Annotated in this window: 23 protein-coding genes; 13 read left to right on the plus strand and 10 right to left on the minus strand. The window is 68.8% G+C overall.

The genetic code is table 11. From position 1 onward, the window contains the following. Positions 1-317 precede the first annotated feature (317 nt). Positions 318-1,679, plus strand: a complete 1,362-nt coding sequence (locus tag AB0K35_RS03305; RefSeq protein ID WP_363883419.1) for a ricin-type beta-trefoil lectin domain protein — start codon at positions 318-320, stop codon at positions 1,677-1,679. A gap of 110 nt (positions 1,680-1,789) precedes the next feature. Then, positions 1,790-3,085, plus strand: coding sequence for an RICIN domain-containing protein (locus AB0K35_RS03310; protein ID WP_363883772.1), 1,296 nt, complete (start codon positions 1,790-1,792; stop codon positions 3,083-3,085). 78 nt (positions 3,086-3,163) lie between these two features. Here the strand turns inward: AB0K35_RS03310 and AB0K35_RS03315 are convergent, their stop codons facing one another. The 3 genes from AB0K35_RS03315 to AB0K35_RS03325 all read right to left on the minus strand — a co-directional run bounded on the left by AB0K35_RS03315 (position 3,164) and on the right by AB0K35_RS03325 (position 5,801). Then, positions 3,164-4,036 carry an NUDIX hydrolase gene (locus AB0K35_RS03315; protein WP_363883421.1) on the minus strand — a complete coding sequence of 291 codons (873 nt, stop codon included), beginning with the start codon at positions 4,034-4,036 and terminating at the stop codon, positions 3,164-3,166. Between the two features lie 145 nt (positions 4,037-4,181). After that, the gene (locus AB0K35_RS03320; RefSeq protein ID WP_363883423.1) at positions 4,182-5,135 is read right to left on the minus strand and encodes a hypothetical protein; all 954 of its coding nucleotides are present in this window, start codon (positions 5,133-5,135) and stop codon (positions 4,182-4,184) included. A gap of 351 nt (positions 5,136-5,486) precedes the next feature. Beyond that, positions 5,487-5,801, minus strand: a complete 315-nt coding sequence (locus tag AB0K35_RS03325) for an STAS domain-containing protein (RefSeq protein ID WP_363883425.1) — start codon at positions 5,799-5,801, stop codon at positions 5,487-5,489. Positions 5,802-6,360: 559 nt separating this feature from the next. On the opposite strand from AB0K35_RS03325, the gene AB0K35_RS03330 reads away from it, so the two are divergent. The 5 genes from AB0K35_RS03330 to AB0K35_RS03350 all read left to right on the plus strand — a co-directional run bounded on the left by AB0K35_RS03330 (position 6,361) and on the right by AB0K35_RS03350 (position 12,158). Continuing rightward, positions 6,361-8,796 (plus strand): nitrate reductase, encoded by a 2,436-nt coding sequence (locus AB0K35_RS03330; RefSeq protein ID WP_363883427.1) that lies wholly within the window; start codon positions 6,361-6,363, stop codon positions 8,794-8,796. A 3-nt stretch (positions 8,797-8,799) separates the two neighbouring features. After that, on the plus strand, positions 8,800-9,258 hold the full coding sequence (locus AB0K35_RS03335) for a hypothetical protein (RefSeq protein ID WP_363883429.1): 459 nt from the start codon (positions 8,800-8,802) through the stop codon (positions 9,256-9,258). Between the two features lie 201 nt (positions 9,259-9,459). Next, entirely contained in the window at positions 9,460-10,173 is a 714-nt protein-coding gene (locus tag AB0K35_RS03340; protein ID WP_238667948.1) for a GAF and ANTAR domain-containing protein, read from the plus strand. A 99-nt stretch (positions 10,174-10,272) separates the two neighbouring features. Beyond that, a complete protein-coding gene (locus tag AB0K35_RS03345) occupies positions 10,273-10,677 on the plus strand; it encodes a four-helix bundle copper-binding protein (RefSeq protein ID WP_238667949.1) in 405 nt (134 codons plus the stop codon). Between the two features lie 182 nt (positions 10,678-10,859). After that, complete coding sequence (locus AB0K35_RS03350; protein WP_363883431.1) at positions 10,860-12,158, plus strand: NAD(P)/FAD-dependent oxidoreductase; 1,299 nt, start codon at positions 10,860-10,862, stop codon at positions 12,156-12,158. A gap of 131 nt (positions 12,159-12,289) precedes the next feature. On the opposite strand, the gene AB0K35_RS03355 is transcribed toward AB0K35_RS03350, so the two are convergent. The 6 genes from AB0K35_RS03355 to AB0K35_RS03380 form a co-directional block, all read right to left on the minus strand. Beyond that, positions 12,290-12,526, minus strand: coding sequence for a hypothetical protein (locus AB0K35_RS03355; RefSeq protein ID WP_238667951.1), 237 nt, complete (start codon positions 12,524-12,526; stop codon positions 12,290-12,292). 71 nt (positions 12,527-12,597) lie between these two features. Beyond that, on the minus strand, positions 12,598-12,780 hold the full coding sequence (locus tag AB0K35_RS03360; RefSeq protein WP_112588640.1) for a ribonuclease: 183 nt from the start codon (positions 12,778-12,780) through the stop codon (positions 12,598-12,600). A 94-nt stretch (positions 12,781-12,874) separates the two neighbouring features. After that, a complete protein-coding gene (locus tag AB0K35_RS03365; protein ID WP_238667952.1) occupies positions 12,875-13,258 on the minus strand; it encodes a VOC family protein in 384 nt (127 codons plus the stop codon). A gap of 108 nt (positions 13,259-13,366) precedes the next feature. Continuing rightward, the gene (locus AB0K35_RS03370) at positions 13,367-15,025 is read right to left on the minus strand and encodes a thiamine pyrophosphate-binding protein (protein ID WP_363883434.1); all 1,659 of its coding nucleotides are present in this window, start codon (positions 15,023-15,025) and stop codon (positions 13,367-13,369) included. 12 nt (positions 15,026-15,037) lie between these two features. Further along, entirely contained in the window at positions 15,038-15,799 is a 762-nt protein-coding gene (locus tag AB0K35_RS03375; RefSeq protein WP_363883436.1) for a cyclase family protein, read from the minus strand. A gap of 118 nt (positions 15,800-15,917) precedes the next feature. Then, positions 15,918-16,355, minus strand: a complete 438-nt coding sequence (locus AB0K35_RS03380; RefSeq protein ID WP_363883438.1) for an ATP-binding protein — start codon at positions 16,353-16,355, stop codon at positions 15,918-15,920. A gap of 194 nt (positions 16,356-16,549) precedes the next feature. On the opposite strand from AB0K35_RS03380, the gene AB0K35_RS03385 reads away from it, so the two are divergent. Further along, the gene (locus AB0K35_RS03385; RefSeq protein ID WP_363883440.1) at positions 16,550-17,770 is read left to right on the plus strand and encodes a GAF domain-containing SpoIIE family protein phosphatase; all 1,221 of its coding nucleotides are present in this window, start codon (positions 16,550-16,552) and stop codon (positions 17,768-17,770) included. A gap of 228 nt (positions 17,771-17,998) precedes the next feature. Beyond that, on the plus strand, positions 17,999-18,748 hold the full coding sequence (locus tag AB0K35_RS03390) for a GAF and ANTAR domain-containing protein (protein ID WP_363883442.1): 750 nt from the start codon (positions 17,999-18,001) through the stop codon (positions 18,746-18,748). A gap of 127 nt (positions 18,749-18,875) precedes the next feature. Here the strand turns inward: AB0K35_RS03390 and AB0K35_RS03395 are convergent, their stop codons facing one another. Then, the gene (locus tag AB0K35_RS03395; RefSeq protein WP_238667958.1) at positions 18,876-19,691 is read right to left on the minus strand and encodes a SigB/SigF/SigG family RNA polymerase sigma factor; all 816 of its coding nucleotides are present in this window, start codon (positions 19,689-19,691) and stop codon (positions 18,876-18,878) included. A gap of 504 nt (positions 19,692-20,195) precedes the next feature. Here AB0K35_RS03395 and AB0K35_RS03400 point away from each other — a divergent pair. The 4 genes from AB0K35_RS03400 to AB0K35_RS03415 all read left to right on the plus strand — a co-directional run bounded on the left by AB0K35_RS03400 (position 20,196) and on the right by AB0K35_RS03415 (position 25,267). Next, positions 20,196-21,305, plus strand: coding sequence for a zinc-dependent alcohol dehydrogenase (locus AB0K35_RS03400; protein WP_363883444.1), 1,110 nt, complete (start codon positions 20,196-20,198; stop codon positions 21,303-21,305). Between the two features lie 18 nt (positions 21,306-21,323). After that, a complete protein-coding gene (locus AB0K35_RS03405) occupies positions 21,324-21,902 on the plus strand; it encodes a hypothetical protein (protein WP_238667960.1) in 579 nt (192 codons plus the stop codon). A 257-nt stretch (positions 21,903-22,159) separates the two neighbouring features. Next, positions 22,160-23,407, plus strand: a complete 1,248-nt coding sequence (locus tag AB0K35_RS03410) for a serine/threonine-protein kinase (protein WP_363883447.1) — start codon at positions 22,160-22,162, stop codon at positions 23,405-23,407. 84 nt (positions 23,408-23,491) lie between these two features. Continuing rightward, on the plus strand, positions 23,492-25,267 hold the full coding sequence (locus AB0K35_RS03415; protein WP_363883449.1) for an extracellular solute-binding protein: 1,776 nt from the start codon (positions 23,492-23,494) through the stop codon (positions 25,265-25,267). Positions 25,268-25,349: the final 82 nt, after the last annotated feature.

The following is a 25,349-nucleotide window of genomic DNA, read 5'->3' on the forward strand; positions in this document are numbered from 1 at the left end:
GGAGCGAATCGATTCGACGCCGAGCCAGGTGCTCCGGCACCGTCGGGCGAACGGTCACGTGGTGTTCGGGCGCACGGTGTGGCCACCATCGATTCGAGGAGCGGCTGGTCCTGCGTGGGCGGCGAGACCAGTGGCGCAAACCTGTGCCAGACCTGTGTCGACAGCCGGCCGGGGCGCCGTCGGCACATCGCGTCTTCTGGGGTTCGTCCGCGGCCAACGTGGTCGATGGGTGTGACCAGCAGCGGCGCGTCGTGGCGGCGTGCGGGTTGCCATGGACCCCTTTCAAGAAGTTCGTGCCGAGTGGCGGGAGCCCCTTCATGACAAGACGTAGACCCATCCTTGGACTGCTTGCGACGGCGGCGGCCGTCGTCGTGACAGTGAGCGCGGGGGCGCTGGCCGGTGGTCTGAACACCACCGCGTCGGCCGCGAACATCGGAGCGGCCGCAGCGACCGCCGGGTGCGGCAAGGCGCCCACGCTGACCAGCGGCCAACGGTCCATCCAGAGCGGCGGCCAGAACCGTAGCTTCATCCTGAGGATTCCTGACAACTACGACAGGAACCACGCCTACCGGTTGATCTTCGGATTCCACTGGAACGGTGGCACCGCCAACGACGTCGACGGCGGCGGTTCCGACGGTGCGGCCTGGTCCTACTACGGGCTGCGGCAGCAGGCGAACAACAGCACGATCTTCGTCGCCCCCCAGGGCAACGGCAACGGCTGGGCCAACCCCGGCGGCCAGGACGTCACCTTCGTCGACAACATGATCAGCCTGATCGAAGCGGACCTCTGCGTCGACACCACACAGCGCTTCGCGCTCGGCTTCAGCTACGGCGGCGGCATGAGCTACTCGCTGGCCTGTTCCCGGCCAACTGTCTTCCGCGCTGTCGCTGTCTACTCCGGCGGGCAGCTCAGCGGGTGCAGCGGCGGCAACCAGCCGGTCGCGTACATGGGGATCCACGGCATCGGGGACCCGGTGCTCAACGTCTCCGCCGGGCGGTCCCTGCGTGACACGTTCGTGCGGAACAACGGGTGCACCGCACAGAACCCACCCGAGCCGAGGGCGGGCAGCCTGACCCACATCACCACCACCTACTCCGGCTGCCGTTCCGGCTATCCGGTGGTCTGGGCCGCCTTCGACGGCGGGCACACCCCGGGCCCGGTGGACGGCGGCGGAGACAGCGGCGCCAGGACCTGGACCAAGGGCGAGGTGTGGAAGTTCTTCACCCAGTTCGGTAGCACCGATCCCACGACGCCGCCGACCACCCCGCCGCCGACGACCCCGCCACCGAGCGGCACGTCGGCCCTGCGCAGCACGTCCTCCGGGCGATGCCTCGACGTCAACGGCGCCTCGCAGACCAACGGCGCTGCGGCGATCATCTGGGACTGCCACGGTCAGAGCAACCAGAGCTGGACCTCGACCGCCGCTCAGGAACTGCGCGTCTTCGGCGGCAAGTGCCTCGACGTCAACGGCGCCGGCACCGCGAACGGCAGCTCGGTGATCATCTGGGACTGCAACGGCCAGTCCAACCAGAAGTGGCGGCTCAACGCCGACGGCTCGATCACCGGAGTTGGTTCGGGCCGGTGCCTGGACATGGTCGGCAACGGCACTGCCAACGGCACGCGCGTCCAGATCTGGGACTGCACCGGCGCGGCCAACCAACGCTGGAGCCGGAGTTGAGCCCGGCGAGGTTCCCGGAGTGGGGACCGGTCCAACGGATGTTCAACCACCCACAAGGAGGCTCGGCCGTGCCACTTCGCAAACTCTCCGCCCCCTGGCTGGGGGCAGCCATGGCGGTGCTGGTCCTGATCGCCGTCGGAATGTACGTCCTCACGACCGTCACACCGGCGTCCGCGGCCACCACTGCCGGCTGCGGCAAGGCGCCCGGACTGAACAGCGGCACCCACACCATCCAGAGCAGCGGGAAGAGCCGCAGCTTCATCCTTCGGCTGCCGGACAACTACAACAACACCTACGCCCACCGGCTGGCCTTCGGGTTCCACTGGTTGGGCGGCACCGCCAGTCAGGTCGCGTCGGGCGGAACCGACGGAGCCGCGTGGGCCTACTACGGCATGCAGTCACAGGCGAACAACAGCACCATCTTCGTCGCCCCGCAGGGCCTCAACAACGGCTGGGGCAACTCCAACGGTGAAGACGTCACCTTCACCGACGACATGATCCGCGTGATCGACAACGCGCTCTGCGTCGACACCACACAACGCTTCTCGGTCGGGTTCAGCTACGGCGGCGCGATGAGCTACTCGTTGGCGTGTTCCCGGCCAACGGTGTTCCGGGCGGTCGCGGCAATCGCGGCCCCGGGGGCGATCAGCGGATGCAGCGGCGGCACCCAGCCCGTGGCCTACCTGGGCATCCACGGCATCAACGACAACATCCCCAGCGGACGGTCGCTGCGCGACCGGTTCGTCCGCAACAACGGATGCGCCGCACAGAGCCCGCCCGAGCCGAGGGCCGGCAGCCTGACCCACATCACCACCGCGTACTCCTGCCAGCCCGGATACCCGGTGCTCTGGGCCGCGTTCGACGGCGGCCACCAGCAGGGCCCGGTGGACGGGTGCGCCGGCTGTGAGAGCGGCGCGCGGAGCTGGGTCAAGCAGGAGGTGTGGCGGTTCTTCACCCAGTTCGGGTCGGACGTGCCGCCCACCACTCCCCCGCCGACGACCCCGCCGCCCAGCCAGCAGAACGTGCTGATCGTGGGTAGTCAGTCCGGCCGGTGCATCGACATCCCCAACTCCAGCACCAGCAACGGCACCCGCCCACAACTGTGGGACTGTCACGGTGGCACCAACCAGCGCTGGACCCACACCGCCAACCGCACCCTGACCGTCTACGGCAACAAGTGCCTGGACGCCAGCGGGGCGGGCAGCAGCAACGGCACAGCGGTCCTCATCTGGGACTGCAACGGCCAGGCCAACCAACAGTGGAACCTGAACTCCAACGGCACCATCACCAGCGCCCAGTCGGGGCTGTGCCTCGACGCCGTCGCATCCGGAACGGCCAACGGGACGCAGCTTCACCTCTGGGCCTGCCACGGCGGCGCCAACCAGCAGTGGGCCAGGCGCGCCTAGCACCACACCAGGCAACGCCCGCCTTGTCGGAGACGCGCCGCTCGGGTCCTGTCCCGGGCGGCGCGTGGCCGTCTTATCTCAGGTATTCGCAGAGAAGGCGACGAGAGAATTTAGCACCTCGGCGCTGGCCTGGTACATGGGCAACTCTCTCGCCTCAGCAATGTTCCACCAGCGGGCTTCGATAATCTCGCGACGCGGCAACGGCAATGGGTTCTGGAGGGCGTAATCCCTGACCCTCCAGAAGCTTACGAAGCCAGTATCGATGTCGGATTTACGCCAGCCCAACCATTCAAGCATGGCGGGATCTATCTTCGCCCCAGTCTCCTCGCGCGCCTCTCGGATGAGGGTATCAATGGGGCTAGAGTCGCGGTGGTTTCGACGACCGCCCACTGGGTGCCACTGCTCTGGACGCGCCACAGTACGAACCAAGAGAATCTGGTCAGCACGAGCGAAGAAGACAAAGGAAGCCCACACATCGGACTGAGTTGACTCAGGGTGCGGATGAGCGTGAGAAGAGTTTTGTTCCGGCGCGGCGTTTTCTAGTTCTTTCTGAGCACCTCGATATACCGCAACCTGCGAGGTCTGCCCAGGCAACTGCTTCGCCGCCACGACAGAGGTGCTTCGTGTCGCGGGGAGAGTTGAGTGGTAGGTTCCGGAGGCAATTGAGTATACGCCCGCATCTGGCCGCCGACTCACTTTCTCGGCACCCTGAATTACCATTCTCTCTTCGGTTGCCCGAAGCACGCTGACACCTCGGCCAGGAGCAGCTGTCGTTTCATAGAGCACAAAGTCGCCATCGTGCGCGGATTGCATGTCGTAAGTCCGCTCCTCCAATTCTCCATCCATCACAACTGACAGCAAATCCCATCCATGTGCATGGATCAACTGAGATTCAGTTCGACTCCTCTGCAAATATTCGTAGGACGCCAGCGGTGTCGGCCAGAAGTGCACCCGGAGATTCCATGGCGCCAAATGCCGCGCCCCAACTCGGCAGACCGTGAATCCATATGGGTGTTGATAACAACGATCAACCTTCTCCAGCAGCCCTCTCATGTCACGTTGAGTGCAATTGGCTAGCCATTCAGCTACCTCAGCGTCATGCATAGTTGTGCTCCCGCCGCATATAAGCAGCAATCTCTTTAAGGTTAGAGTCTTGCATTCCAAGAATGCCAACCGATTCAAAAAGGGACCGGATGACACCCAATGTTGCAGCCGTGGGACGATGGAGATCCTGCAGGCGTAGACCTGGTGCGGATGGCCGAATAATTCGACACATCAGGAATCCGGCTTCGAAATCTTCGCGCCATCCGCTGAACAGTTGCGAGGTGCGCCGAACACAGAGACAGGGTTGACCCTTGTTCTGTCCGGTTATGAACGCGATTTCATCGCACAAGTCGAGGCTGAGGACCCAGAAGTCCGAACTAAGTCCGACTTCTATCTCCAGCCTCGGCGCTTCATTCCGGTAGACCGCCATTGCCAGTATCGTGGAACAAATTTCCGTACGAACCCGCGCCGCACTCCACACAGCCGAGGCGCCGGGCCTGTTGCTTCGATAGCGCGCATAGGCCTCCAGGGCCTTATCGTTCCCAGGGTCAAGCAGTTGAACCTTGATTTCGATACTCCCACCAGCACGAAGGGCGTTGTCCCTGAGCAGCGGCGCAACCACCCTGGCGAAATAGCTGGCCGTCCTAGCTCGAATCGACCAGCGCGTGCAATCCCTCGCAGCGGCTTCGAGCGCTCCAGAAATTAGCCGAGGTTGGATTATCTCCACCTGCTCTACCTCAAGCTTTGGAAGCAGAACTACGTATGCCACACCTATCGCAAGCGACGTAGCTGTCGCAGCAAGCAAGTTGTCCAGAATGGCGGCGAGGGTGCCCTGCCAGTCGGCGGCATCCTTTGAATCCGGGATGAGCAGGAAGCGCACAAGTACAATGATCACCGCAGCAAGAATCAGGGAGGCGAAGAACCACCGTCTGAGTGTTAACGAGCGAGCAGGATGCAAGACTTCCTCCTCTTTTTCCAGTTTGCAAACTCCTTGCGCCGCGCGCACAACAGAAGACGTCTAGCAGCCGTTCTTGCAGCATCTGCTGGTCGTCGCCGAGGCCACCCCGCCCCGCAGTGAAGAGTGGTTGGCACTGATGCCGCTGTCACCGAATACCACCACACGTCGCACCGACTCAGCATGGCGTCGGACGCGGCAAAGAGCAAGCCCTATCGATGGAGCACAGTCCACATTAGGCTGCGACTTCAACTCAGTAGCACGGCAAGGGTTGCGCCAACCCAAATCTCGATGATCGAATGCTTCGCGCTTGGGGCGGCGACACGAAAATTGTCGCCAACACGGATGACGCTCAGCGCGACGTTGAGGCTCTCACGTCGACCGGCCCCTTTCGTATGAGGCTCACGCCAGCCCATCGGTATGAGGCCGCAGTGGACAAGTGCCGGTCACTGCCAGCAGGTAGGTGACGCACGGAGCGGCGGCGCGCAGGGCCAACGTGACCTCGGCAGACTCGGCGGCGCGCTGTGTCCGCAGCAGAGCGCTGATGCCGTGGGCGCTGAAGAAGGTCACCCCGGAGAGATCGAGCACCAGACGTGCGGGTCGCCCTGTGATCACGTGTTCGGCCAGCTCGCTGATGAGATGCGCGGTGCTCATGTCGACCTCGCCGGAAACGGTGATCATTGGCGCATTCCGGTCGTTGTGCAGGTCGAGCCTCATGATCGGCTTGGCGGGCTGAGCCTGACGCCGAGTGGGTTGAGCGTGCTGCCGGGTGGGTTGTTCGAGGATCGACATGACGCCTCCCGATCTGGTGCATCGGTGAGTCGGACCCTCCCGCGGCAACGAGACGCGGGCGGCGGACCTGGGCGCATGTCTTGACCCGCGAAACACCCTACCCACTACGTTCGCCGCCGACACCATTCGGGAGCGGCGGCGGGGTCTCGATCACGGCAGTGACAGGGTGCGGATCCTCGAAGAGGTGCTGCCTGTCCGGTTCGGTCCGCCGGCCGGGGGTAGGCACATGCTGAAGGGCGGTCGAGGCAAGGAGTCGACGGTGACGGACCTGGTGGTGGCTCGGTGACCGACAGGGGGAACGTGAGAGGCCGAGCGGGCGCTCCGCGCACGCCTTCCCCCGCGCTCCAGGAGGGGGTGACCGGGTTGAGGATCGTGGCGGTGGCCGGGTCGCTGGCGGTGACCGCGTCGGTGCTGGTGTTGCTGAAGGCGTCGCACGCCCCGGCGGGTGCGACGACACTGATCGTGAGCCCGGAAGGAGAACATCGTGGTGGACCGGATCGCCGACCCGTGGGGTGAGCGGACCCCGTACGGGCCGGGGCAGCAGTGGCCGGTGCGGGTGGACCGGTACCTGGCTGACGGCCGGGCCGATGCCGACGTGGACCGGTGGGTGCAGTCGGCCTCGGTGCTGCACTCCAACGGCGACGCGCTGGACATCGGCGTCGCCGACGGGCGGATCGTCGGGGTACGCGGACGGGCCGTGGACCGGATCAACCGGGGTCGGGTCGACCCGAAGGACCTGTACGGCTGGCAGGCCAACCATAGCCCGGACCGGTTGACCCGACCGCTGGTCCGCGACGGCGGCCGCCTGGTCGAGACGGACTGGGACACGGCGATGGGCCGGATCGTGGCCCGGTCGAAGGAACTCCTCGACGGGCCGGGTGGGTGGGGGCACTTCGGCTTCTACACCAGTGGGCAACTGTTCCTGGAGGAGTACTACACGCTTGGTGTGATCGGTAAGGCCGGTCTGGGCACGCCGCACATGGACGGCAACACCCGGCTGTGCACCGCCACCGCGGCGGCGTCGATGAAGGCGAGCTTCGGCACCGACGGGCAGCCCGGCTCGTACACCGATGTGGACCACTGCGACGCGATCGCGCTGTGGGGTCACAACGTCGCCGAGACGCAGACGGTGCTGTGGATGCGGATGCTGGACCGACGCCGTGGCCCCAACCCCCCGGCGATGCTGGCGGTGGACCCGCGCGCCACCCCGGTCGCCAGGGAGGCCGATCTGCACCTGGCGGTGCGTAACGGCACCAACGTGGCCCTGATGAACGGCCTGCTCCGGGAGATCATCCGACGCGGCTGGTACGACCACGACTACGTCGACGCCCACACGGTGGGTTTCGAGGAGCTGCGTCGGATCGTCGACGGCTACCCGCCGTCGCGGGTCGCTGACATCTGCGACGTGCCGGCCGCCGATGTGGAGCGCGCCGCCGAACTGCTCGGCACCTCGCAGCGGTTGCTGTCGACCGTGTTGCAAGGCTTCTACCAGTCGAACCAGGCCACCGCCGCCGCCTGCGCCGTCAACAACCTGCACCTGGTTCGCGGCATGATCGGTCGGCCCGGCGCCGGGATCTACCAGATGAACGGCCAGCCCACCGCCCAGAACAACCGGGAGACCGGCGCCGACGGCGACCTGCCCGGCCTGCGTAACTGGGACAACGAGCGGCACGTCGAGGAGTTGGCCCGGCTGTGGAACGTGGACGTCGACACCATTCCGCACTGGGCGCCGCCGACGCATGCCATGCAGATCTTCCGGTACGCCGAGCAGGGCTCGATCAAACTGCTCTGGATCTCCGCCACGAACCCGGCCGTCTCGCTGCCGGAGCTGCACCGGATCCGGCAGATCCTGACCAGGCCGGAGCTGTTCGTGGTGGTCCAGGACCTCTTCCTCACCGAGACCGCCGAGTTGGCCGATGTCGTGCTGCCCGCCGCCACCTGGGGCGAGAAGACCGGCACGTTCACCAGCGTCGACCGGACCGTGCACATCTCCGACAAGGCAGTCGACCCGCCTGGGGAGGCCCGTCCGGACCTGGACATCTTTCTCGACTTCGCCCACCGGATGGACTTCCGCGACCGCGACGGCCAGCCGCTGATCGACTGGAGCGGGCCGGAGGAGGTGTTCGAGGCGTGGAAGGAGTGTTCGCGGGGTCGGCCGTGCGACTACACAGGCATCACCTACGAGAAGCTGCGCGGCGGCTCCGGCATCCAGTGGCCCTGCAATGACGAACACCCCGACGGCACGGAGCGCCTCTACACCGATGGACAGTTCCACACCGACCCCGACTACTGCGAGACGTACGGCCACGACCTCGCCACCGGTGCGGAGTTCACCGAGGCGGAGTACCGGGCCAAGGAACCGGACGGCCGGGCCTTCCTGCACACCGTCGACTACCAACCCTCACCCGAGGTGCCCGACGACGAGCATCCGCTGCTCCTCACCACCGGCCGCACCGTCTACCACTTCCACACCCGCACCAAGACCGGCCGTGCCCCACAGCTCAACCAGGCGGCACCGGACGTGTGGGTGGAGCTCAACCCCGCCGACGCGGCCCGGCTCGGCATCGTCGAGGGCGACCTGGTCGGCGTCTCCTCGGCGCGCGGCGCCATCCAGGCCCGCGCCCGGCTCTGCGGCATCCGCCCCGGCGTCGTCTTCCTGCCGTTCCACTACGGCTACTTCGACCAGGACCCCGCCGACCGCACCCCGCGAGCGGCGAACGAACTGACCATCACCGCCTGGGACCCGGTGTCCAAGCAGCCCCTCTTCAAGGTCGCCGCCGTCGCGGTGACGAAACTCGCCGACGGGCGGGGCGTACCCTCGCCAGCGCCGACCGTCGGCGGCAGCGCCCCACCGCCGGGCGCGAACGTGCCGCCCACCGTTGGCGGGCCGACAGCCGAAGCCACCAGCGGGAAGGAGTGAGCTGTGCACCTCGCCCACTACCTCGGCCTCCTGCACCGCGCGCAGGTCAACCTCGCCGACGCGTTCCGGCAGGTCGCCGACGCGCACGCCGAGGAACCCGACATCGAGCACCTCTGCCAGCAGCAGGCGAAGCGCTGCGACGCACACGCCGAACAGCTGCACCCGTTCGTGGTTCGCTACTCCGAGGACGCCCCCGACGAACCCGACCGGCTGTACTCGCAACTGTTCACCGGCACCCGCACCGGCGGCATCGGCCTCCTCCGGGACCTCCAGGACCTCTACCTGATGGCCGCCGAGTGCGACATCACCTGGACCGTCGTCGGCCAGGCCGCCTACGGTGCTCGCGACCAGGACCTGCTCGCTGTCGTACGACGCTGCGAAGGAGAAACCGCGATCCAGCTCAAATGGTTGCGGACCCGAATGAAGGCCGCCGCACCCCAGGCGCTCGTCGTCGCCGAGTGACGACCGAGGTATTCTGGCGGCCTGTAGCTCACATCCGCATACCGGATGTGACGAATCGGCGTCGAGCAACCGACGTTGGTCCCGGTTCCGCCCCATTGGGGCCCGTGCAGCGGTCCGCGACACGCGGGCTGCCATCGCGCGCCCACGCCACCTAGATCTTTGATCGCCACACGGGCGCGCCAGCCGTGAGGACCTGGTGCCGTGACCGAATCGCCTACGGACCCCGCCGACGCCTTCGCCGAACTCGGCCGCATCAAGCTCGGTGAGACCAGCCTCGACATCGTTCTGCAGCGCGTCGCGGAGCTGGCCAAACGGGTGCTGCCCGTGCCGGTCGAGGTGTCGGTCACGCTGGTTCGCGGCGGGACCGGGCACACCGCGGCGTTCACCGACGAACTGGCTCTCGACATGGACGAACGGCAGTACGCCCAGGGAAGCGGTCCGTGTCTGGCCGCCGCCACCGTCGGCGACATCCTCTCCGTGCCCGACCTCAGCGCAGAGGACCGCTGGCCCGACTGGGCCGAACGCGGCCGCAAGGCGGGAGTCGGCAGTTCCGTGTCGATCGGCATGCCGATCCAGGAGGCGGTCGTCGGCGCGCTCAACGTCTACGCCCGCACCCCGCACGCCTTCGACGACGACACGGTCGCCGTGCTGGAGACCTTCGCCGCGTACGCCGCAGTCGCCCTGGCCAACGCCCAGCTCTACGAGAGCACCGCGAACCTCGCCCGCCAGATGCAGGACGCGATGGCCAGCCGCGCGGTCATCGAGCAGGCGAAGGGCATCATCATGGCGGAGCGCCGGTGCACCGCCACCGAAGCGTTCAACATCCTGGCCAAGGTGTCGCAGGACTCCAACCGCAAGCTCCGCGACGTGGCGCAGACCCTGGTGGACCGGGCGGCTGGAAAAGCTGGGCGCTGACCAGGGCGCGCGGCCGCTTCGGTCCGCTGGCCTTGCGTCTACCCGGTGTGTCCGGGTGCTCTTCGGGTAGGGCATCAGGAACCGAGAGAGGGGTTCCCGATGAGCACCACCATGGCAATGCTGGAGACGTACCCCAAATCGATCAACCTGGATCGGGCGAAGCTGGCGGCGGCGATCGACGCACTCAACGACTGCGCCCAGGCCTGCACAGCGTGCGCGGACGCCTGCCTGAGCGAGGACATGGTCGCCGAGCTGACCAAGTGCATCCGCACGAACCTGGACTGCGCCGACATCTGCACCACCACCGCTCGGGTGCTGTCCCGACACACCGGCTACGACGCGAATATCAGCCGCAGTCTGCTGGAGGCGTGCGCCGTGGCGTGCAAGGCGTGTGGGGACGAGTGCGCCGCTCACGCCGACAAGCACGAGCACTGCCGGGTCTGCGCCGACGCGTGCCGGGCGTGCGAGCGGGCCTGCCGGGACCTGTTGGCCACCATGAGCTGAGCAACAGGCGGGGGCCGTGCCGGCACCCGAGAGCCGCCGGCACCGACCGCCTTCCCGACGACGGGAGGCGCAAACGACGCCCGCCGGCACCCGGTTCCAGGATTCGGACGTTTCCGCCTCCAGCGTGGGGTTACCACCTGAACGAGACGAGGAACGACAGTCGACCGTTGAGGGGAACCGTCATGGCCCGACCCAGGATCGTCATCGTCGGCGCTGGATTCGCCGGCTTCCACGCCGCCCGCCGGCTGGCCGGCGTCTCGCGCGGGGCCGCCGACGTGGTGCTGGTCAACCCGACCGACTACTTCCTGTATCTGCCGCTGCTGCCGGAGGTTTCCGGCGGCGTGCTCGACCCACGCCGGGTCACCGTGTCACTGGCCGACACCCTGCCCGGGGTGCAAGTGGTCCTCGGTGAGGTCGACGGCATCGACGTCGACGGCCGGACCATCTCCTACGTGGACCCGGAAGGCCGCACCAGCCGGTTGTCGTACCACCGCCTCGTCCTGGCCGCCGGCAGCGTCAACAAACTGCTGCCGATTCCCGGAGTCGCCGACCACGCGCACGGCTTCCGCGGCATCCCGGAGGCGGTATACCTGCGGGAGCGGCTGATCCAGCAGATCGAACTGGCCGACGCCACCGACGACCCGACCGAACGGGAGGCACGCTGCACGTTCGTCGTGGTCGGCGCCGGCTATACCGGCACCGAGGTCGCCGCCCAGGGGCAGCTGTTCACCGACGAGATCGTCCGCCACCACCCGCGGCTGGACGGGATCCGTCCACGCTGGTTACTGCTGGACACCGCCGACCGGGTCCTGCCCGGCCTCGCCGCCCGGATGTCGCGGGCAGCCGAGCGGGTGCTGCGCGAGCGCGGGATCGAGGTCTGCCTGGGCACGTCGGTCACCGAGGCCACCGCCGACGGGGTTCAGCTCTCCGACGGCCGCTTCCTGCCGTCCCGGACCCTGGTGTGGTGCGTCGGGGTACGACCCGACCCGCTCGTCGAGGCCACCGGACTGCAGACGACCCGCGGGCGGGTCACCGTCGACGAGTACCTGACCGTGCCCGGCCACCCGGAGATCCTGGCCTGCGGCGACGCCGCCGCCGTACCCGACCCGGCCCGACCCGGTGAGATCACCCCGATGACCGCCCAGCACGCCGTGCGACAGGGCCGGCTGGCCGCCGACAACATCGCCGCCTCCTACGGGGTCGGTCGACGCCGCCCGTACCGGCACCGTGACCTGGGCTTCGTGGTGGACCTTGGCGGGTGGCAGGCCACCGCGAACCCCCTGCACATACCCCTGTCCGGGCTACCGGCCCGCGCCGTGGCCCGCGGCTACCACCTGCTGTCCCTGCCCGCCAACCGCGCCCGCACCGCCGCCGACTGGCTCTTCGCCGCGATCGGATCCCGACCGAGCGTGCAACTCGGCCTCGTCCCCGACGCCGCAGTGCCCCTGGACACCGCCGCCCCGGAACTCGCCCGCCGCTGACCTGCCAGGGGGCCGGTGCGTACCGCCAGCTGGTGCCCACGGCGAGAGGTGCCAGTCGGTCCGCATGGAGAGGGAAGCCGCCCCGCCGCCCGGAGGGGTGGCGGGGCGGGCCGGTCTGGCACCTCGTCGGGTCACCCGCCGTCGGCGGCGCGGTCACGGTCGGCCTGCGCGTCCGCCGCGCCGGTCGGCACGCCGTCGCCGTCGCGGGCCACGTGGGACAGGTCCACGTCGGCACCGGTCCGGGCGGCGTCCGCCTTCGCGTCGTCCGCGCCGATGATCTCCCCGGCAGGGCCGGCGTCCGCGCCGTCATCGTCGATCAGCCGTCCGGCGGCTGCCAGTCCGATCGGTACGTACCTGGGATCGGTCATCTCGTCCTCCTCGGGGGTTTTTGCTCGCCCCCTACCGCTACCCCGAGGTACTTCCCACACACCCCGGCCCGCTACTCCTCCGGGACGCGCGGCCCGACCTCGCCCCGCCTCAGGTGCTCCGCGTTGCGGTCGGCCTCGCTGTCGGCGTTCGCGGCCCCGGAGCCGGGATCCGTCGTTCGGCGCCCCTCGGCGTCCTGATACACCGCGCCGGTCTCGAGGGCTCTCTCCTGCTGACTCTGCTCAGGCGTAGTCATGAATCCTCACCTACCCTCCGGCTCCACCAGCAAACGGTCCCGCCGGTGCTGCCCGATCGGCCGGCCGCAGCGCTGCCGCGACAGTGATCATGCATCACGCGACGCAGAACTCGTTGCCCTCGGGGTCAAGCATGACGACGTGCCCGAGGACATCGCCGTACCACTCCTCGCGGACAACCGTCGCGCCGGCGGCAACCAGATCGGGCACCTTCTGCCGGATCAATCGGGCGCGCTCGGCCAGATCCCCGGAGCCCGGACTGGCCACCCGGATATCGATGTGCACACGGTTCTTGGCGGACTTTCCCTCGGGGACCTTCAGGAAGCTGATGGCAGGACCCCGACCGTCCGGATCGACGATGGACGCGTTGTCGGGCTCGTCGAAACCGGGTTCCTTGACGTAGCCGAGGGCCAACGCCCAGAAAGCGGCGATCCGCTGGGGGTCGTCGGCATCGCATCCCAGGGTCCAAGGAGTGGCCACCGCGCCAACGTACGTCAGCTATGAAACCCTGTCACCGACCTGACCGGGCGTTGCCCGGCTGCCGCCCGGAAGCGCGGGGGCTGGCCCGCCCCTAGGTAAGGCGGTGGCCTAGTGGCCACGGAACGCCTCCTCCAACCACCAAGAGCCCCGCGCGGCGCAGACCTTGGCGTCGACCACGAGCGGCCGGGTACGGGGACCAGCGAGCCAGTGGCGTACCGGCCCGAAGTCGTCGGCGGTCCGGACCGTCAACCCGTCGCAGCCGTAACCACGGGCGATCGCCGCCAGGTCGGTCTCGGGAAAGGTGACCGTCTCCAACGGGTACCCGTCCGGGCCGAAGTGGTGCACCTCGGCCCCGTACGCCGCGTCGTCGTAGATCACCACGAGCAGGGGTAGCGCCAGCCGGACGGCGGTGACCAGTTCGGTCGCGGACATGACAAAGCCACCATCGCCGACCGCGGCGACGGTGAGCCGGTCCGGTCGGGCGACCGCCGCGCCGAGCGCGCTGGCCAGACCGAGCCCGACGGACTGGAACGCCTGGGTGAAACAGAATCCGGCCACGTCCGGCACGTCGAGCCACATCGACGGGTAGCCCATGAAGTTGCCGGAGTCGACCACCACCGTCCGGTTGGACGGCAGCAGGTCGTCCAGTACGGTCGAGAACGTTCTCGGGTCGATCGTCGCCGGGACGCCGGCCCGCGCCGACGTGCTCTCGTCCCGGTAGGGGACAGTCCGCCACCGGCCGTGGTCGCGGATCCGTTGTGCCAGCTCCGGCGTACGCCACAGGCCGGTGGTGGCGTTCCCGGGTCCGGTGGAGCCGACGCCCAGCCGAGTGAGCACCGCGTCGGCGACCGCCGATACCTCGCCGGCCACCGTCAGGTCGACCGGGCGGTTCACCCCGAACACGGCCGAGTCGTGGTCGACCTGCACGACGACGGCGGCGGGCGGGATCAGTTCGCCGTGCCGGGTGGTCCACATGTTCAGCGTGCTGCCCCACGCGACGACCAGGTCCGCCGCGCCGATCAGCTCGGCGGCGAGCGGGGTGGCGAAGCCGCCGGCCACGTCGAGGTTCCAGGGGTTCCCGGCGAACAGCCCCTTCGCGGCGGCCGAGACCGCGAGCAGCGCGCCGCACGCGTCGGCGAGCCGGGTCAGCGGTTCCCGGGCCGCCCGGGCGCCCCGACCGGCGATGAAGACCGGACGACGGGCGGCCTGGATCGCGGCCAGCAACGGCTCGATGTGCGGGGCGGTGACCGGGGTCGACGCGACCGTCGGGACCGGGCCGGACCACGCTTCGGTCACGGCATCCTGCACCTCCAACGGGAGGCCCAGCACCACAGTCGCGCCCCGGGCGGCGGCCCGGTACGCCGCGCCCGCGTCCTCGGCCGCGTGCGTCGCGCGTACCCGATGGAAGTCGGCCCCGACCGCGGCGGCGAGCGCCGGCAGGTCGATGAAGAAGTTCGACCGCGGCGCGGTCGCCTCCGGGGCCAGGACCACCATCGGGGTACGGCTCTTCGCGGCCTCGGTGAGGCCGGTCAGCGCGTTGGTGACACCCGGCCCCTGGTGCACCGAGAGCAGTCCCACCGTCCCGCGGGTGCGGGCGTATCCGTCGGCCATGCTCGCCGCGCCGCCCTCGTGGGCCGCCGCCACGAACCGGGCGCCGGCCGCGACAAGCGCGTTCGTGACATGGAAGTTGCCACTGCCGACCACCCCGAAGACGTGCCGGGCGCCGTGTCCGTACAGGACCCGCCCGACCACCTCGGCTACCCGCATCGGTGGCCCGGCCTACCGTTCGACAAGCGCGAGGACCCGGCACGGGCTGCCCGACCCGGAGACGATCGGCAGCGGTCCGGCGATCACCACCGCGCCGGTCGCCGGCAGCTGCGCCAGGTTGCGGAGCTGGGTCAGGCCGTACTTGTCCTGGCCGAGCAGGAACGAGTGGCACGGGAACGGCGGGTCGAACGAATGCGCGGCGCCCGCGTCGGTCCCGACCGTCTCCACCCCGACGCCCTGGATCGGCGACTCCTCGGCCAGCCAGCGGGCGCACTCCACGGAGATGCCCGGCGTGCGCCCGGCGTTGGCGTACCGTTCCGGGTCGTCACCGTAAGCGTCCCAGCCGGTGCGGTAGAGCAACCAGCCCCCAGTGGGCAGGGGGCCGTGTTCCGCCTCCCACGCCTTGACGTGGTCGACCTCGAGCAGGAAGTCAGGGTTGCCGGCGGCGTCGGCCGCGTGGTCGATCACCACCGCCAGGGCGATCAACTGGCTCACCGGGACCTGCGACACGTCCACGCCCTGCTGACCGGTGACCCAGTGCACCGGGGCGTCGAAGTGGGTGCCGGTGTGCTCGCCGGTGGAGAAGTTGTTCCAGTACCAGGCCGGACCTCTGTCGTCGTACCGGCTGATCTCGCTGAGCTGAAACGGCCAGGTCTGGCCGAACTGTTCGGGCAGACCCAGGATCGGGGTCTGGTCCGAGAGCGGGGCGGTGAGGTCGACAACCTGGATCCGGCCGCTGGAAAGAGCGGCGACAAACTCCTGCAGCACCGTCATGCGGCGACGGTACACCCGCTCATGTTCCACGATGGAGCACCGATCGGTGCCATTTGGCGCCCTGTCAAACACGGCGTGCCGCCCCATCCCGGTCAATCCGGGGCCGTGCCGGCGGCTGCTATCCGGGAGTACCGCCGGTGCGTGCCGCGATGCGGATGGTGGTACCCGCGGATCCGCTGTCGACGAGGAGGTAGTCGGCCATCTGCCCGACCACCCACAGGCCCATTCCTCCGGTGTCGGACAGGGGCGGTCGCTCGGCGCACGGGAAGTAGCGAGCGGTGTTGAAGCCCCGACCCTGGTCGGTGACCTCACAGGTGAGCTGACCGTCCAGGAGCAGGCGCAGGCCACCTCCGCCGCCCCCGTGCCGAATCACGTTGATCATCAGTTCGTTGACGGCGATGATCCAGTTCTGCACCTCGTCGGGGTCGAGGCCGCACCCGCGACTGAGTGCCTCGACCTCGTGTCGGACGCGATTGAGGTCGGCGAGGGTGAACGACGTCGAGAGCAGGGGCCTCCTGGCGGTGGGGGCATGGTGGTCGAGCGGTGGGTTCACCATCGGTTCCCCTCCCTGCCGGACGTGGAGCCGGTGACCTTGCTGGTGGCATGGGGATGGGTAGCTTCCCGGAACGGGTTCACCAGGCGACCATTGCAGCAATGTGACAGGGGAAGGTACCCCACGTCGGAGGCACGACACCGTTGATCTCGCGCCTGATGTGACGTCGGCGGCGTGCCGGCGTCTAGGCTGCCTGGGTGGCCGATGCCGAGGTGGTGACGAACGAGGAACGGCTGCGACGTATCGAGGCGATCACCGATGCCGCCCTGTCGGGGCTGAACATCGCCGAGTTGCTCGACGAGCTGCTTGAACGGGTCCGGGACCTACTCAAGGTCGATACCGCCACCATCCTGCTGCTGGACGACCACACCGGCGAGCTTGTCGCGACAGCGGCCAAGGGCCTGGAGGAGGAGGTACGCCGCGGGTTCCGCATCCGGGTCGGACGTGGGTTCGCCGGACGGGTGGCAGCCACCCGCGCGCCTGTCACGATCTACAACGTCAGGCCCGACGACGTGGTCAATCCCGTCCTGCTCGCCACCGGGATCCGTGCCCTCCTGGGCGTGCCCATGCTCGTCAACGGCAACCTCGTCGGCGTGCTGCACGTCGGGTCCCTGGCCCTGCGTCGGTTCGGCCCCGACGACGTCCAGCTGTTACAGCTCGTTGCCGACCGTGCCAGCTTGGCAGGTCAGGCCCGCGCACAGGTCCTCGACCGGCAGGCAGCGCTGGCTCTGCAACACAGTCTGCTACCCGGCCGGCTACCCGACATCCCCGGCCTGGACCTGGCCGCCCGGTACGTGCCCGGCCACGACCTGGGCATCGGCGGCGACTGGTACGACGTGTTCACGTTGCCCTCGGGCTGGCTCGGTGCCGTCATCGGTGATGTCTCCGGCCACGGGCTGCCATCCGCCGTCGTCATGGGGCGGATCCGCAGCGCGCTACGCGCCTACGCTCTCGATTCCGTCGATCCCGCTGTGGCGCTGACCTCCCTCGACCGCAAGATCCACCATTTCGAAGCGGGCACCCTCACCACCGCCGTCTACGCCCTGATCACCCCCGACCGCACGAGGGTGCACCTCTCCTCCGCAGGCCATCTACCACCGCTGCTGGCTGTCCCCGGCCATCCCACCCAGCCCGTCAACCTGACGGTGGACCGGCCACTCGGTGTGGGCCGACCATCAACCAATCGCCGCACCACCGTTCTGGACCTACCGCCGGGCGCGGCGCTCGTCTTCTACACCGACGGACTGGTTGAACGCCGCAGCGAGCTGATCGACACCGGCATCGAGCGCCTCGCCGACGCCGTGCGGTCGGGGCCAGCCGAGGCGTTGTGCGACCACATCATGGCCACCACCGCGGAGGAGCACCCCAACGACGACATCGCCCTACTGGTCATCGGCCGCCAACCACCATCGGATTAGGCCAATCGGGCCGCTGATCCGGATCTACTACGAGAACCGCTGGCAACCGTTGTCGGAGAGGTCAACGCCTACCGGGTCGACGCCCACGGGTGCCAGCTGGCTGTGCTGGGCGCGAACGGCACCGTCCGGCGACTCCTGCGGATCACTGGGCTCAGCTGGCTGCTCCGATGATGCGTAAATTGACCTCCTCGGGGCACTGGACCAACGACCACCGAAGGAGATTTCTTGATGGCGAAGCCACCGTATTCACCGCCTGGATCCCGACGGGAAGTACGCGGCTCGCTCGCGGAGGCTCTGGTCAGTCTCGCCGAGACCCCGAGCGACGCGTCGTTGACCGATGAACTGTTGCAACGGATCGTGCAGCTGACCGCTGACCTCGTCGCCCCGGCTAGCTATGCGTCGGTCACCCGGACGTGCGACGACGCGCCAACAACGGTCGCCATGAGCAGCGAGATCGCACTCGCTGTCGACCTTGCCCAGTACGCCGACCAGACCGGGCCGTGCCTGGACACGCTCGACGCCGGTGTGCCCATCGCCGTGCCGGACATCGCGGCGACCATGGCCTGGCCCGGGTTCCGCGAGGCGGCGCTGAACCTGGGTCTGCGAGCATCGCTGTCGATCCCGCTGTTCGCCGGTGCCGGCGTGTCCGTCGCCGCGCTCAACCTCTACGGTCATGATCCCGACGCGATGGCACCGCTGATCGCCCGAGTCTCGACGGTGTACGACCCGGAGCGCACCCACGCCCGAGCCTCGGACCCACCGTCGTCGGACCCGGGCACCGAGGAACTCGTCAGCGGGCTCGTCGAGGCCTTCGCCGTGCGTGCCGTTATCCAGCAGGCCCTCGGCATAATCATGCACCGGCGGCGCAGCACGGCCGAGGAGGCCTACCTGATCCTGCGGGTGAAGGCGGCCGAGACCGGCAGATCGCTCATCGAGGCCGCGACCTTCACCGGACATCACGAAAAACCCGCAACCTAGGGCGCTGGACCAGCTGCCGAGATCGCACACAGATCGGCGCCGCCCTACCGATGCCGGTACGGCGACGGGACCGTCGACCCTGCGGCGGCCGGATCCACCGACCGCCGCAGGGGCACCGGCCTGCCCCTCAAGCGATGGCAGTGAGCTGCACCCTCAGCTTGGCCAGCGCGCGGGCAAGCAGCCGGGAGACGTGCATCTGTGACACCCCGACCTGCTCGGCGATGCCCTGCTGCGTCAAGTTGGCGTGAAAGCGCAGTGCGATGACCCTCCGCTCCCGGTCGTCAAGACACGCGAGCGCCGATACGAGAGCCACCCTCAGCTCGGCGAGGGCGAGTTCGTTGTCTTCGCCGCCGAGCGTGTCGCCCAACTCCCTGGAAGTGGTGCCATCGCCGAACGGGGTGGACAGTGAGACCGCGTTGTAGGCGCGGGCGCCTTCCAGCCCTTCGAGGATCTCCTCCTCCGTGAGGTCCAGATGTCGGGCGATGTCGGCGACGGTCGGCGAGCGACCGAGCAGCTGGGTGAGGCTGTTGTTGGCCTCACCGATGGCCATCCGCCGCTCCTGCAGCCGCCGGGGAACACGGACGTCCCAGGTGCGGTCACGGAAGTGGCGCTTGATCTCCCCCACGATCGTGGGGACCGCGTAGCTGACGAATTCGATCCCACGCGACGGGTCGAACCTGTCGATCGCGTTGATCAGCCCCAGTGCCGCCGTCTGGGTCAGGTCCTCGTTCGGCTCGCCGCGGCCGTTGTACCGCCGGGCAAGGTGATGGGCCAGCGGCAGCCAGGCCTCGATGGCCCGGGCCCGGGCAGCGGGCCTGGACGGATGGCCAGCCGGCAGCGCGACCATCACGGCGAGGAGGTGGCTGGCCGGCGACTCAGGCGTGGTGCTGCGATCAGCCAGGTTGTTCGTCGGTGCGGGCCGACCTGTCGAAGTGATGGTCATCGGTTCCTCCGCTGTCCGGTGTGGGCGTCGTCGCGACCCCCGCGTGGGGAGGCCGCGTCGTGCTCAGACCGGGCGGGTCGCCAGCCGTTCGCAAACCTGTATCGATGGACATCAGGTGGCCTTCACGGCCGTTGCGGTTGCTGGCTCGTCGGTCACGTGCGGACCTCCCGAGACTCGGGATCGTGTCGGGCACGTGGCTTGACCCAGAGATGAGCCTAGAACGGTCGGCGAGGTTCTGCCACTCGTCAGCAGCCGCACCGGCCCGAGCCGGCCGCAAGGAGCGGACGAGAGGCAGCGGCACCGGCACGCAGGCTGCGGTGGGTGTCGCTCCGGCAGCGGCAGACTGAGTCACCGCTCAACCCAGCTCCCGGTTTGTCGACAAAAGACAGGGGTACCAGTTTCGCGGCGCTTCGGACGGGATCCGGAGCGGCCCATCCGCTAGCCCTCTGCTCCGGGAGGCAGTCAATGCGAGCAATGGTCTACCGCGGTCCGTACCGTCTGCGGGTGGAGGAGAAGGACCGTCCCGCCATCGAGCATCCCAACGACGCGATCATCAAAGTGACCCGTGCGGCGATCTGTGGGTCCGACCTGCACCTTTATCACGGAATGATGCCCGACACCCGGGTCGGGATGACCTTCGGTCACGAGTTCGTCGGTGTGGTCGACGAGGTCGGTCCGTCGGTGCGAAACGTCCAGCCGGGTGACCGGGTCATGGTTCCCTTCAACGTCTACTGCGGGTCGTGCTTCTTCTGCGCCCGGGGGCTGTTCAGCAACTGCCACAACGTCAACCCCAACGCCACAGCCGTCGGCGGCATCTACGGTTACTCACACACCTGCGGCGGCTACGACGGCGGTCAGGCCGAGTACGTCCGGGTGCCGTTCGCCGACATCGGCCCAAGTCAGATCCCCGAGTGGATGGACGACGACGACGCCGTCCTGCTCACCGACGCGCTCGCCACCGGTTATTTCGGCGCCCAGCTCGGTGACATCGTCGAGGGTGACGTGGTCGTGGTCTTCGGTGCCGGACCCGTCGGCCTGTACGCCGCGAAGTCGGCCTGGCTGATGGGCGCCGGTCGGGTCATCGTCATCGACCACCTCGACTACCGGCTGGAGAAGGCGGCGGCGTTCGCCCACGCCGAGACCTACAACTTCGGGGTGTACGACGACATCGTCGTACACCTGAAAAAGATCACCGACCACCTGGGCGCCGACGTGGCCATCGACGCCGTCGGCGCGGAGGCGGACGGCAACCTCCTCCAGCACGTCACTGCCGCGAAGCTGAAGTTGCAGGGTGGCTCCCCGGTCGCCCTCAACTGGGCGATCGACTCGGTACGCAAGGGCGGCAACGTATCGGTGATGGGCGCGTACGGGCCGATGTTCAGCGCGGTCAAGTTCGGTGACGCGCTGAACAAGGGCCTGACCCTGCGGATGAACCAGTGCCCGGTGAAGCGGCAGTGGTCGCGCCTGTTCGAGCACATCCGCAACGGCTACCTCAAGCCCAGCGACATCGTGACCCACCGGATTCCGCTGGAGCACATCGCCGAGGCCTACCACATCTTCTCCGCGAAGCTCGACGGCTGCATCAAGCCGCTGATCGTTCCGAACCCCGCCTGACCCGATCGGGAGCCCGACATGGCCTACACAGCAGACAAGCCGAAACTGGCTGAGTCCAGCGACGAGCTGCGTGCCCGAATCCCCGGCTGGGGTGTCGACCTCGACCCGAAGGACCGGCCTTCGGTGCCGCAGGAGCGGTTCGACCCGACCCTCAACGGTGCACACTGGGAGTTCCCCGAGCGGCAACCGGAGAAGTGGCCGAGGGAGAGGTCAATCGAGCACAAGTTCCTCACCCCGGTCTTCGGTACCTCGTGCCCACCCAAGGGCCTGTCCGGGATGATCCGCCGGTACTCCTACCGCAGGTACAGCGAGGGACGTGCCGCCCACTGGCTGCTCCTGCTCGCCGCCGACCGGGTGGACGCGGTCGAGAGCACCTTCGCTTCGTTCCTGACCCGCCATCCTGACAACCCGATCACCGAGACCGGCGTCCTGAGCGAATTCACCCACCACGGGCTCCCGTCACGGCTGGGCGGCAAGCGGGTCGACCGCTTACACCACCCGCTCGACCCGGTCCTCGTCGCCGCACCCTGGGTGCTGGCCGCGGGGGTCGCCTACCTGGCCCTCCGCCGGGTCGCCGGCCGCAGCACGCAGGACTAGGTCGGCTGCTTCGGGCAGAGCCGGGTCGAGGTCGGGTGGGGCATCGACTCCTGTGTGGTGACAGCGCAGGCGGGTACACGCCCAGCGGGGCTGGGCCGCCGAGCCGCACCGGCGACGACGCGGGTCTCACGTCCCCTGCGAAAGGGTTTCGTCGGCCTCAAACCATGGTGGAACGTCCTCGGTCGCCGACGGCCGACATGGCACGATGGCTGTGTCCTGCGCCGCCAGTGGCCGGGAACGACACTGATGGAGTCGGGATGTCGGAGCTGGCCGGCCCGCCGGTGCCAGGGTTGGCGAAACTGTGGACGCACGATCCGGTCACCGCCGGCCCGTATCGCCTGGTCGGGCGGTTGGGCGCGGGTGGGCAGGGCGTCGTCTATCTCGGTGAGGACGACGCCGGTGACCGGGTCGCCGTCAAGATGGTCAACGTCGATCTGAGTGATCCACGGGCGCGGTCGCAGTTCGTGAAGGAGATCGCCGCCGCCCGGCGGGTCGCTCCGTTCTGCACCGCGCAGGTGCTCTTCGCGGAGGTGGACGGCGAGCGGCCCTACGTGGTCAGTGAGTTCATCGAGGGCCTGACCCTGCACCGGCACGTCCGCGAGCGTGGTCCGGTGACCGGTAACGCCCTGCACCGGCTCGCGGTCGGCACCGTCACGGCGCTCGCGGCGATCCACAGTGCCGGGGTGGTGCACTGCGATCTGAAGCCGGACAACGTGGTGTTGGGCGAGGACGGTCCTCGGGTGATCGACTTCGGTATCGCCCGGGCGTTGGGCAACACCGAGACGGCGTCCAGCCGGGTCATGGGGACCACCGCGTACATGGCACCGGAGCGGTTCCGCGACGACGCGATCGGTCCACCCTGTGACGTCTTCGCCTGGGCGGCCACGATCGCCTTCGCCGCCGGTGGTCGGCCGCCCTTCGGCACCGATTCACTCTTCGCCGTGATGCACCGGGTGCTGCACGATCCGCCTGACCTGCCGGCGATGCCCCCCGTCCTGGACGAGCTGATCCGGGAGTGCCTGGCCAAGGATCCGGCGGACCGGCCGGCTGCCGAGCGCGTCTTGGTGCGGCTGCTTCGGCAGGACGGCAGGGTCACCGAGCCGCTACGTCGGGAGAGCCTGCTGGAGGTCGGCAACGAGACCGCTGGCGCGCCCACACCGGACCATCCGCTCCCCCAGGTCACGCCGACGGCGCCCCAACCGGGCGGGACGCAGCCGCAGGTGCCGACCCAGGCCCGGCCGACCCAGCCGGCGCACCTGCCGGTGTCCGAGCCCGGCGTCGGTACGGGAGGCGGCGGCGCGTTGCGGCGGCTGCGTCGTGAGGCCGTCGACGCCTGGGGCATCTCGACAGCGCTCTTCCTCGGTTCGGTCGGCGCCGCCGCCGGCTACGTCGCGTCGAGCGCGCTCGGTCCGTCCGCCGCTGTCGGTGGGGCCGCCTTCGTCGTGGTCTACCTGGTTCGGTTGCTGGTCGCGACGGCCCTCGGGAGCCGGTCCGAGCACGGGTGACCGGTGCGCCGGGGTCGGGCTCGCCGACTGGCGCCGCATCGATAGGTTGACTGCCACCAGCCGCCCGCCGAGGAGGACGTCCCGATGGCCCCACCCGCTACGCGTGCCCGGCAGTGGTTGCCGTACACCGCCGCCGTCACCGCCGGGCTGCTGGTCATCGCCGGGGCGTTCGTGTTCGTCCGACAGCGCGAAGCGGGCAACGACTGCGCCGTCATCCTCCAGGTCAACTCCTCGACGGAGAAGGCGGCGCTGCTGGTCGACCTGGCCGAGGCGTACAACCGCGGCGACCGGTCGATCGAGGGTGGCGGCTGCGCCCGGGTGCACGTCAGCGCGTTGAACTCGGGCAAGGCAACCGAGGCGCTGGCCAGCGGCTGGACGCACACCGGTCTGCCGCAACCACAGGTCTGGCTGCCGACGTCGAGCCTGTGGACCGGCCAGCTCCGGCTGCTCGACGAGGCCGCCGGCCGGGAGTTGCAGACTCCGGACCGCTACCCGTCGATCGCCAACAGCCCGCTGGTGATCGCGATGCCGCAGCCCAAGGCCGAGCTGCTCCGCAAGCGCGGGTCGCTGGGCTGGGGAGAGATCCTGGGCCTGTCCGGGCGGGACGGGTGGGCGGACTTCGGCAAGCCGGAGTGGGGCCGCTTCACGTTCGGCAAGGACAACCCGAACCTGTCCACTTCCGGGTTGGCGGCGACCATCGCCACCTACTACGCGGCGGTGCAACGGGCCAGCGACCTGACCCGGTCCGACCTGGCCGACCCGGCGGTCACCCAGTTCGTCCGCCGGACCGAAGCCAACGTGTCGCACTACAGCGACGACTCGGTGGACCTGCTGCGCAGCCTCGCCGAGGCGGACCTGGCCGGCGGGGCGGGCAGCACCGACGACATGAGTGCCATCGTCCTGCAGGAGGAGCTCGTGGACCTCTACAACACGGGTGCGCTGAGCCCTCGGCAGGAAGGGCAGGAGCGGGGCCGCCGGCCGAACGTCCCGCTGGTCGCCGTGCATCCGAAGGAGGGCACGTTCAACCTGGACCACCCGTTCGTCGTGCTGCCGTCCGCCGACGAGCGGCAGCGCGCGGCGGCAACCGACTTCCAGAAGTTCCTGACCGAGGACACCCAGCAGGAGAGGTTTGCCCGCCTCGGCTTCCGGGACCATGAGCGCCGCGCCTCGGCGGAGTTGCTCGCCAGCGTCGGCGCCGAACCCAGCGGTGGGTTGAGCTACTTCGAGCCGCCGGACCCGGAGGTGGTCGGCGCGATGCTGGACGGCTGGCGCACGCTCCGCAAGAAGGCCAACATCCTGATCGCCCTGGACACCTCCGGGTCCATGCTGGCGAAGGTCGGCACCCGTACCCGTTTCCAGGTGGCCTCGGCGGCGGCGGGCAAGGGCCTCGCGCTGCTCAACACCGAAGACCGGGTGGGGCTCTGGTCGTTCTCCTCGGAGACGCAGCAGCGGCCGAAGAGCCCCTATCGGGAGGAGGTCCCGCTCGGCGGGTTCGACCAGAAGCGGATCAACAGCAAGATCGCCGGATTGCCGGTCGAGGGCGGTACCGCGCTCTACGCGACGGTCCGGGCCGCACATCGAGAACTACTCGACCGGTACGACCCGGAGCGGATCAACGCGATAGTGGTGCTGACCGACGGCAAGAACGAGTACAGCAGGGACAACGACCTGGCCCGGTTGCTCGCCGAGGTTGCCCTGGACCCGCAGCGTCCGGTGAAGGTGTTCTGCATCGCCTTCGACAGGGAGTCGGACTTCGCCACCCTGGATCGGATCGCCAAGGCGTCGTCGGGCAAGGCCTTCGACGCCACCGATCCCGCCAAGATCGACGAGGCGTTCGTGAAGCTGGTCAGCAGCTTCTGACACTCTCCCTGGCGTCAGTTCGGCGTCGCGCCGCCGCCCGACCAGGCGGGTGGGTGGCGAGCGCCCTGCTGCTCTCGTCGAG

Origin of the sequence: Micromonospora sp. NPDC053740, from assembly GCF_040677775.1 — a bacterium.
GTDB classification, from domain to species: domain Bacteria; phylum Actinomycetota; class Actinomycetes; order Mycobacteriales; family Micromonosporaceae; genus Micromonospora; species Micromonospora alfalfae.

What these genes read in the sequence shown, in the direction of transcription:
- AB0K35_RS03305 (WP_363883419.1), top strand. Translation starts at nt 318, where the DNA reads ATGACAAGACGTAGACCCATCCTTGGACTGCTTGCGACGGCGGCGGCC.
- AB0K35_RS03310 (WP_363883772.1), top strand. Translation starts at nt 1,790, where the DNA reads ATGGCGGTGCTGGTCCTGATCGCCGTCGGAATGTACGTCCTCACGACC.
- AB0K35_RS03325 (WP_363883425.1), bottom strand. Translation starts at nt 5,801, where the DNA reads ATGAGGCTCGACCTGCACAACGACCGGAATGCGCCAATGATCACCGTT.
- AB0K35_RS03345 (WP_238667949.1), top strand. Translation starts at nt 10,273, where the DNA reads ATGAGCACCACCATGGCAATGCTGGAGACGTACCCCAAATCGATCAAC.
- AB0K35_RS03350 (WP_363883431.1), top strand. Translation starts at nt 10,860, where the DNA reads ATGGCCCGACCCAGGATCGTCATCGTCGGCGCTGGATTCGCCGGCTTC.
- AB0K35_RS03355 (WP_238667951.1), bottom strand. Translation starts at nt 12,526, where the DNA reads ATGACCGATCCCAGGTACGTACCGATCGGACTGGCAGCCGCCGGACGG.
- AB0K35_RS03360 (WP_112588640.1), bottom strand. Translation starts at nt 12,780, where the DNA reads ATGACTACGCCTGAGCAGAGTCAGCAGGAGAGAGCCCTCGAGACCGGC.
- AB0K35_RS03370 (WP_363883434.1), bottom strand. Translation starts at nt 15,025, where the DNA reads ATGCGGGTAGCCGAGGTGGTCGGGCGGGTCCTGTACGGACACGGCGCC.
- AB0K35_RS03375 (WP_363883436.1), bottom strand. Translation starts at nt 15,799, where the DNA reads ATGACGGTGCTGCAGGAGTTTGTCGCCGCTCTTTCCAGCGGCCGGATC.
- AB0K35_RS03380 (WP_363883438.1), bottom strand. Translation starts at nt 16,355, where the DNA reads ATGGTGAACCCACCGCTCGACCACCATGCCCCCACCGCCAGGAGGCCC.
- AB0K35_RS03390 (WP_363883442.1), top strand. Translation starts at nt 17,999, where the DNA reads ATGGCGAAGCCACCGTATTCACCGCCTGGATCCCGACGGGAAGTACGC.
- AB0K35_RS03395 (WP_238667958.1), bottom strand. Translation starts at nt 19,691, where the DNA reads ATGACCATCACTTCGACAGGTCGGCCCGCACCGACGAACAACCTGGCT.
- AB0K35_RS03405 (WP_238667960.1), top strand. Translation starts at nt 21,324, where the DNA reads ATGGCCTACACAGCAGACAAGCCGAAACTGGCTGAGTCCAGCGACGAG.
- AB0K35_RS03410 (WP_363883447.1), top strand. Translation starts at nt 22,160, where the DNA reads ATGTCGGAGCTGGCCGGCCCGCCGGTGCCAGGGTTGGCGAAACTGTGG.
- AB0K35_RS03415 (WP_363883449.1), top strand. Translation starts at nt 23,492, where the DNA reads ATGGCCCCACCCGCTACGCGTGCCCGGCAGTGGTTGCCGTACACCGCC.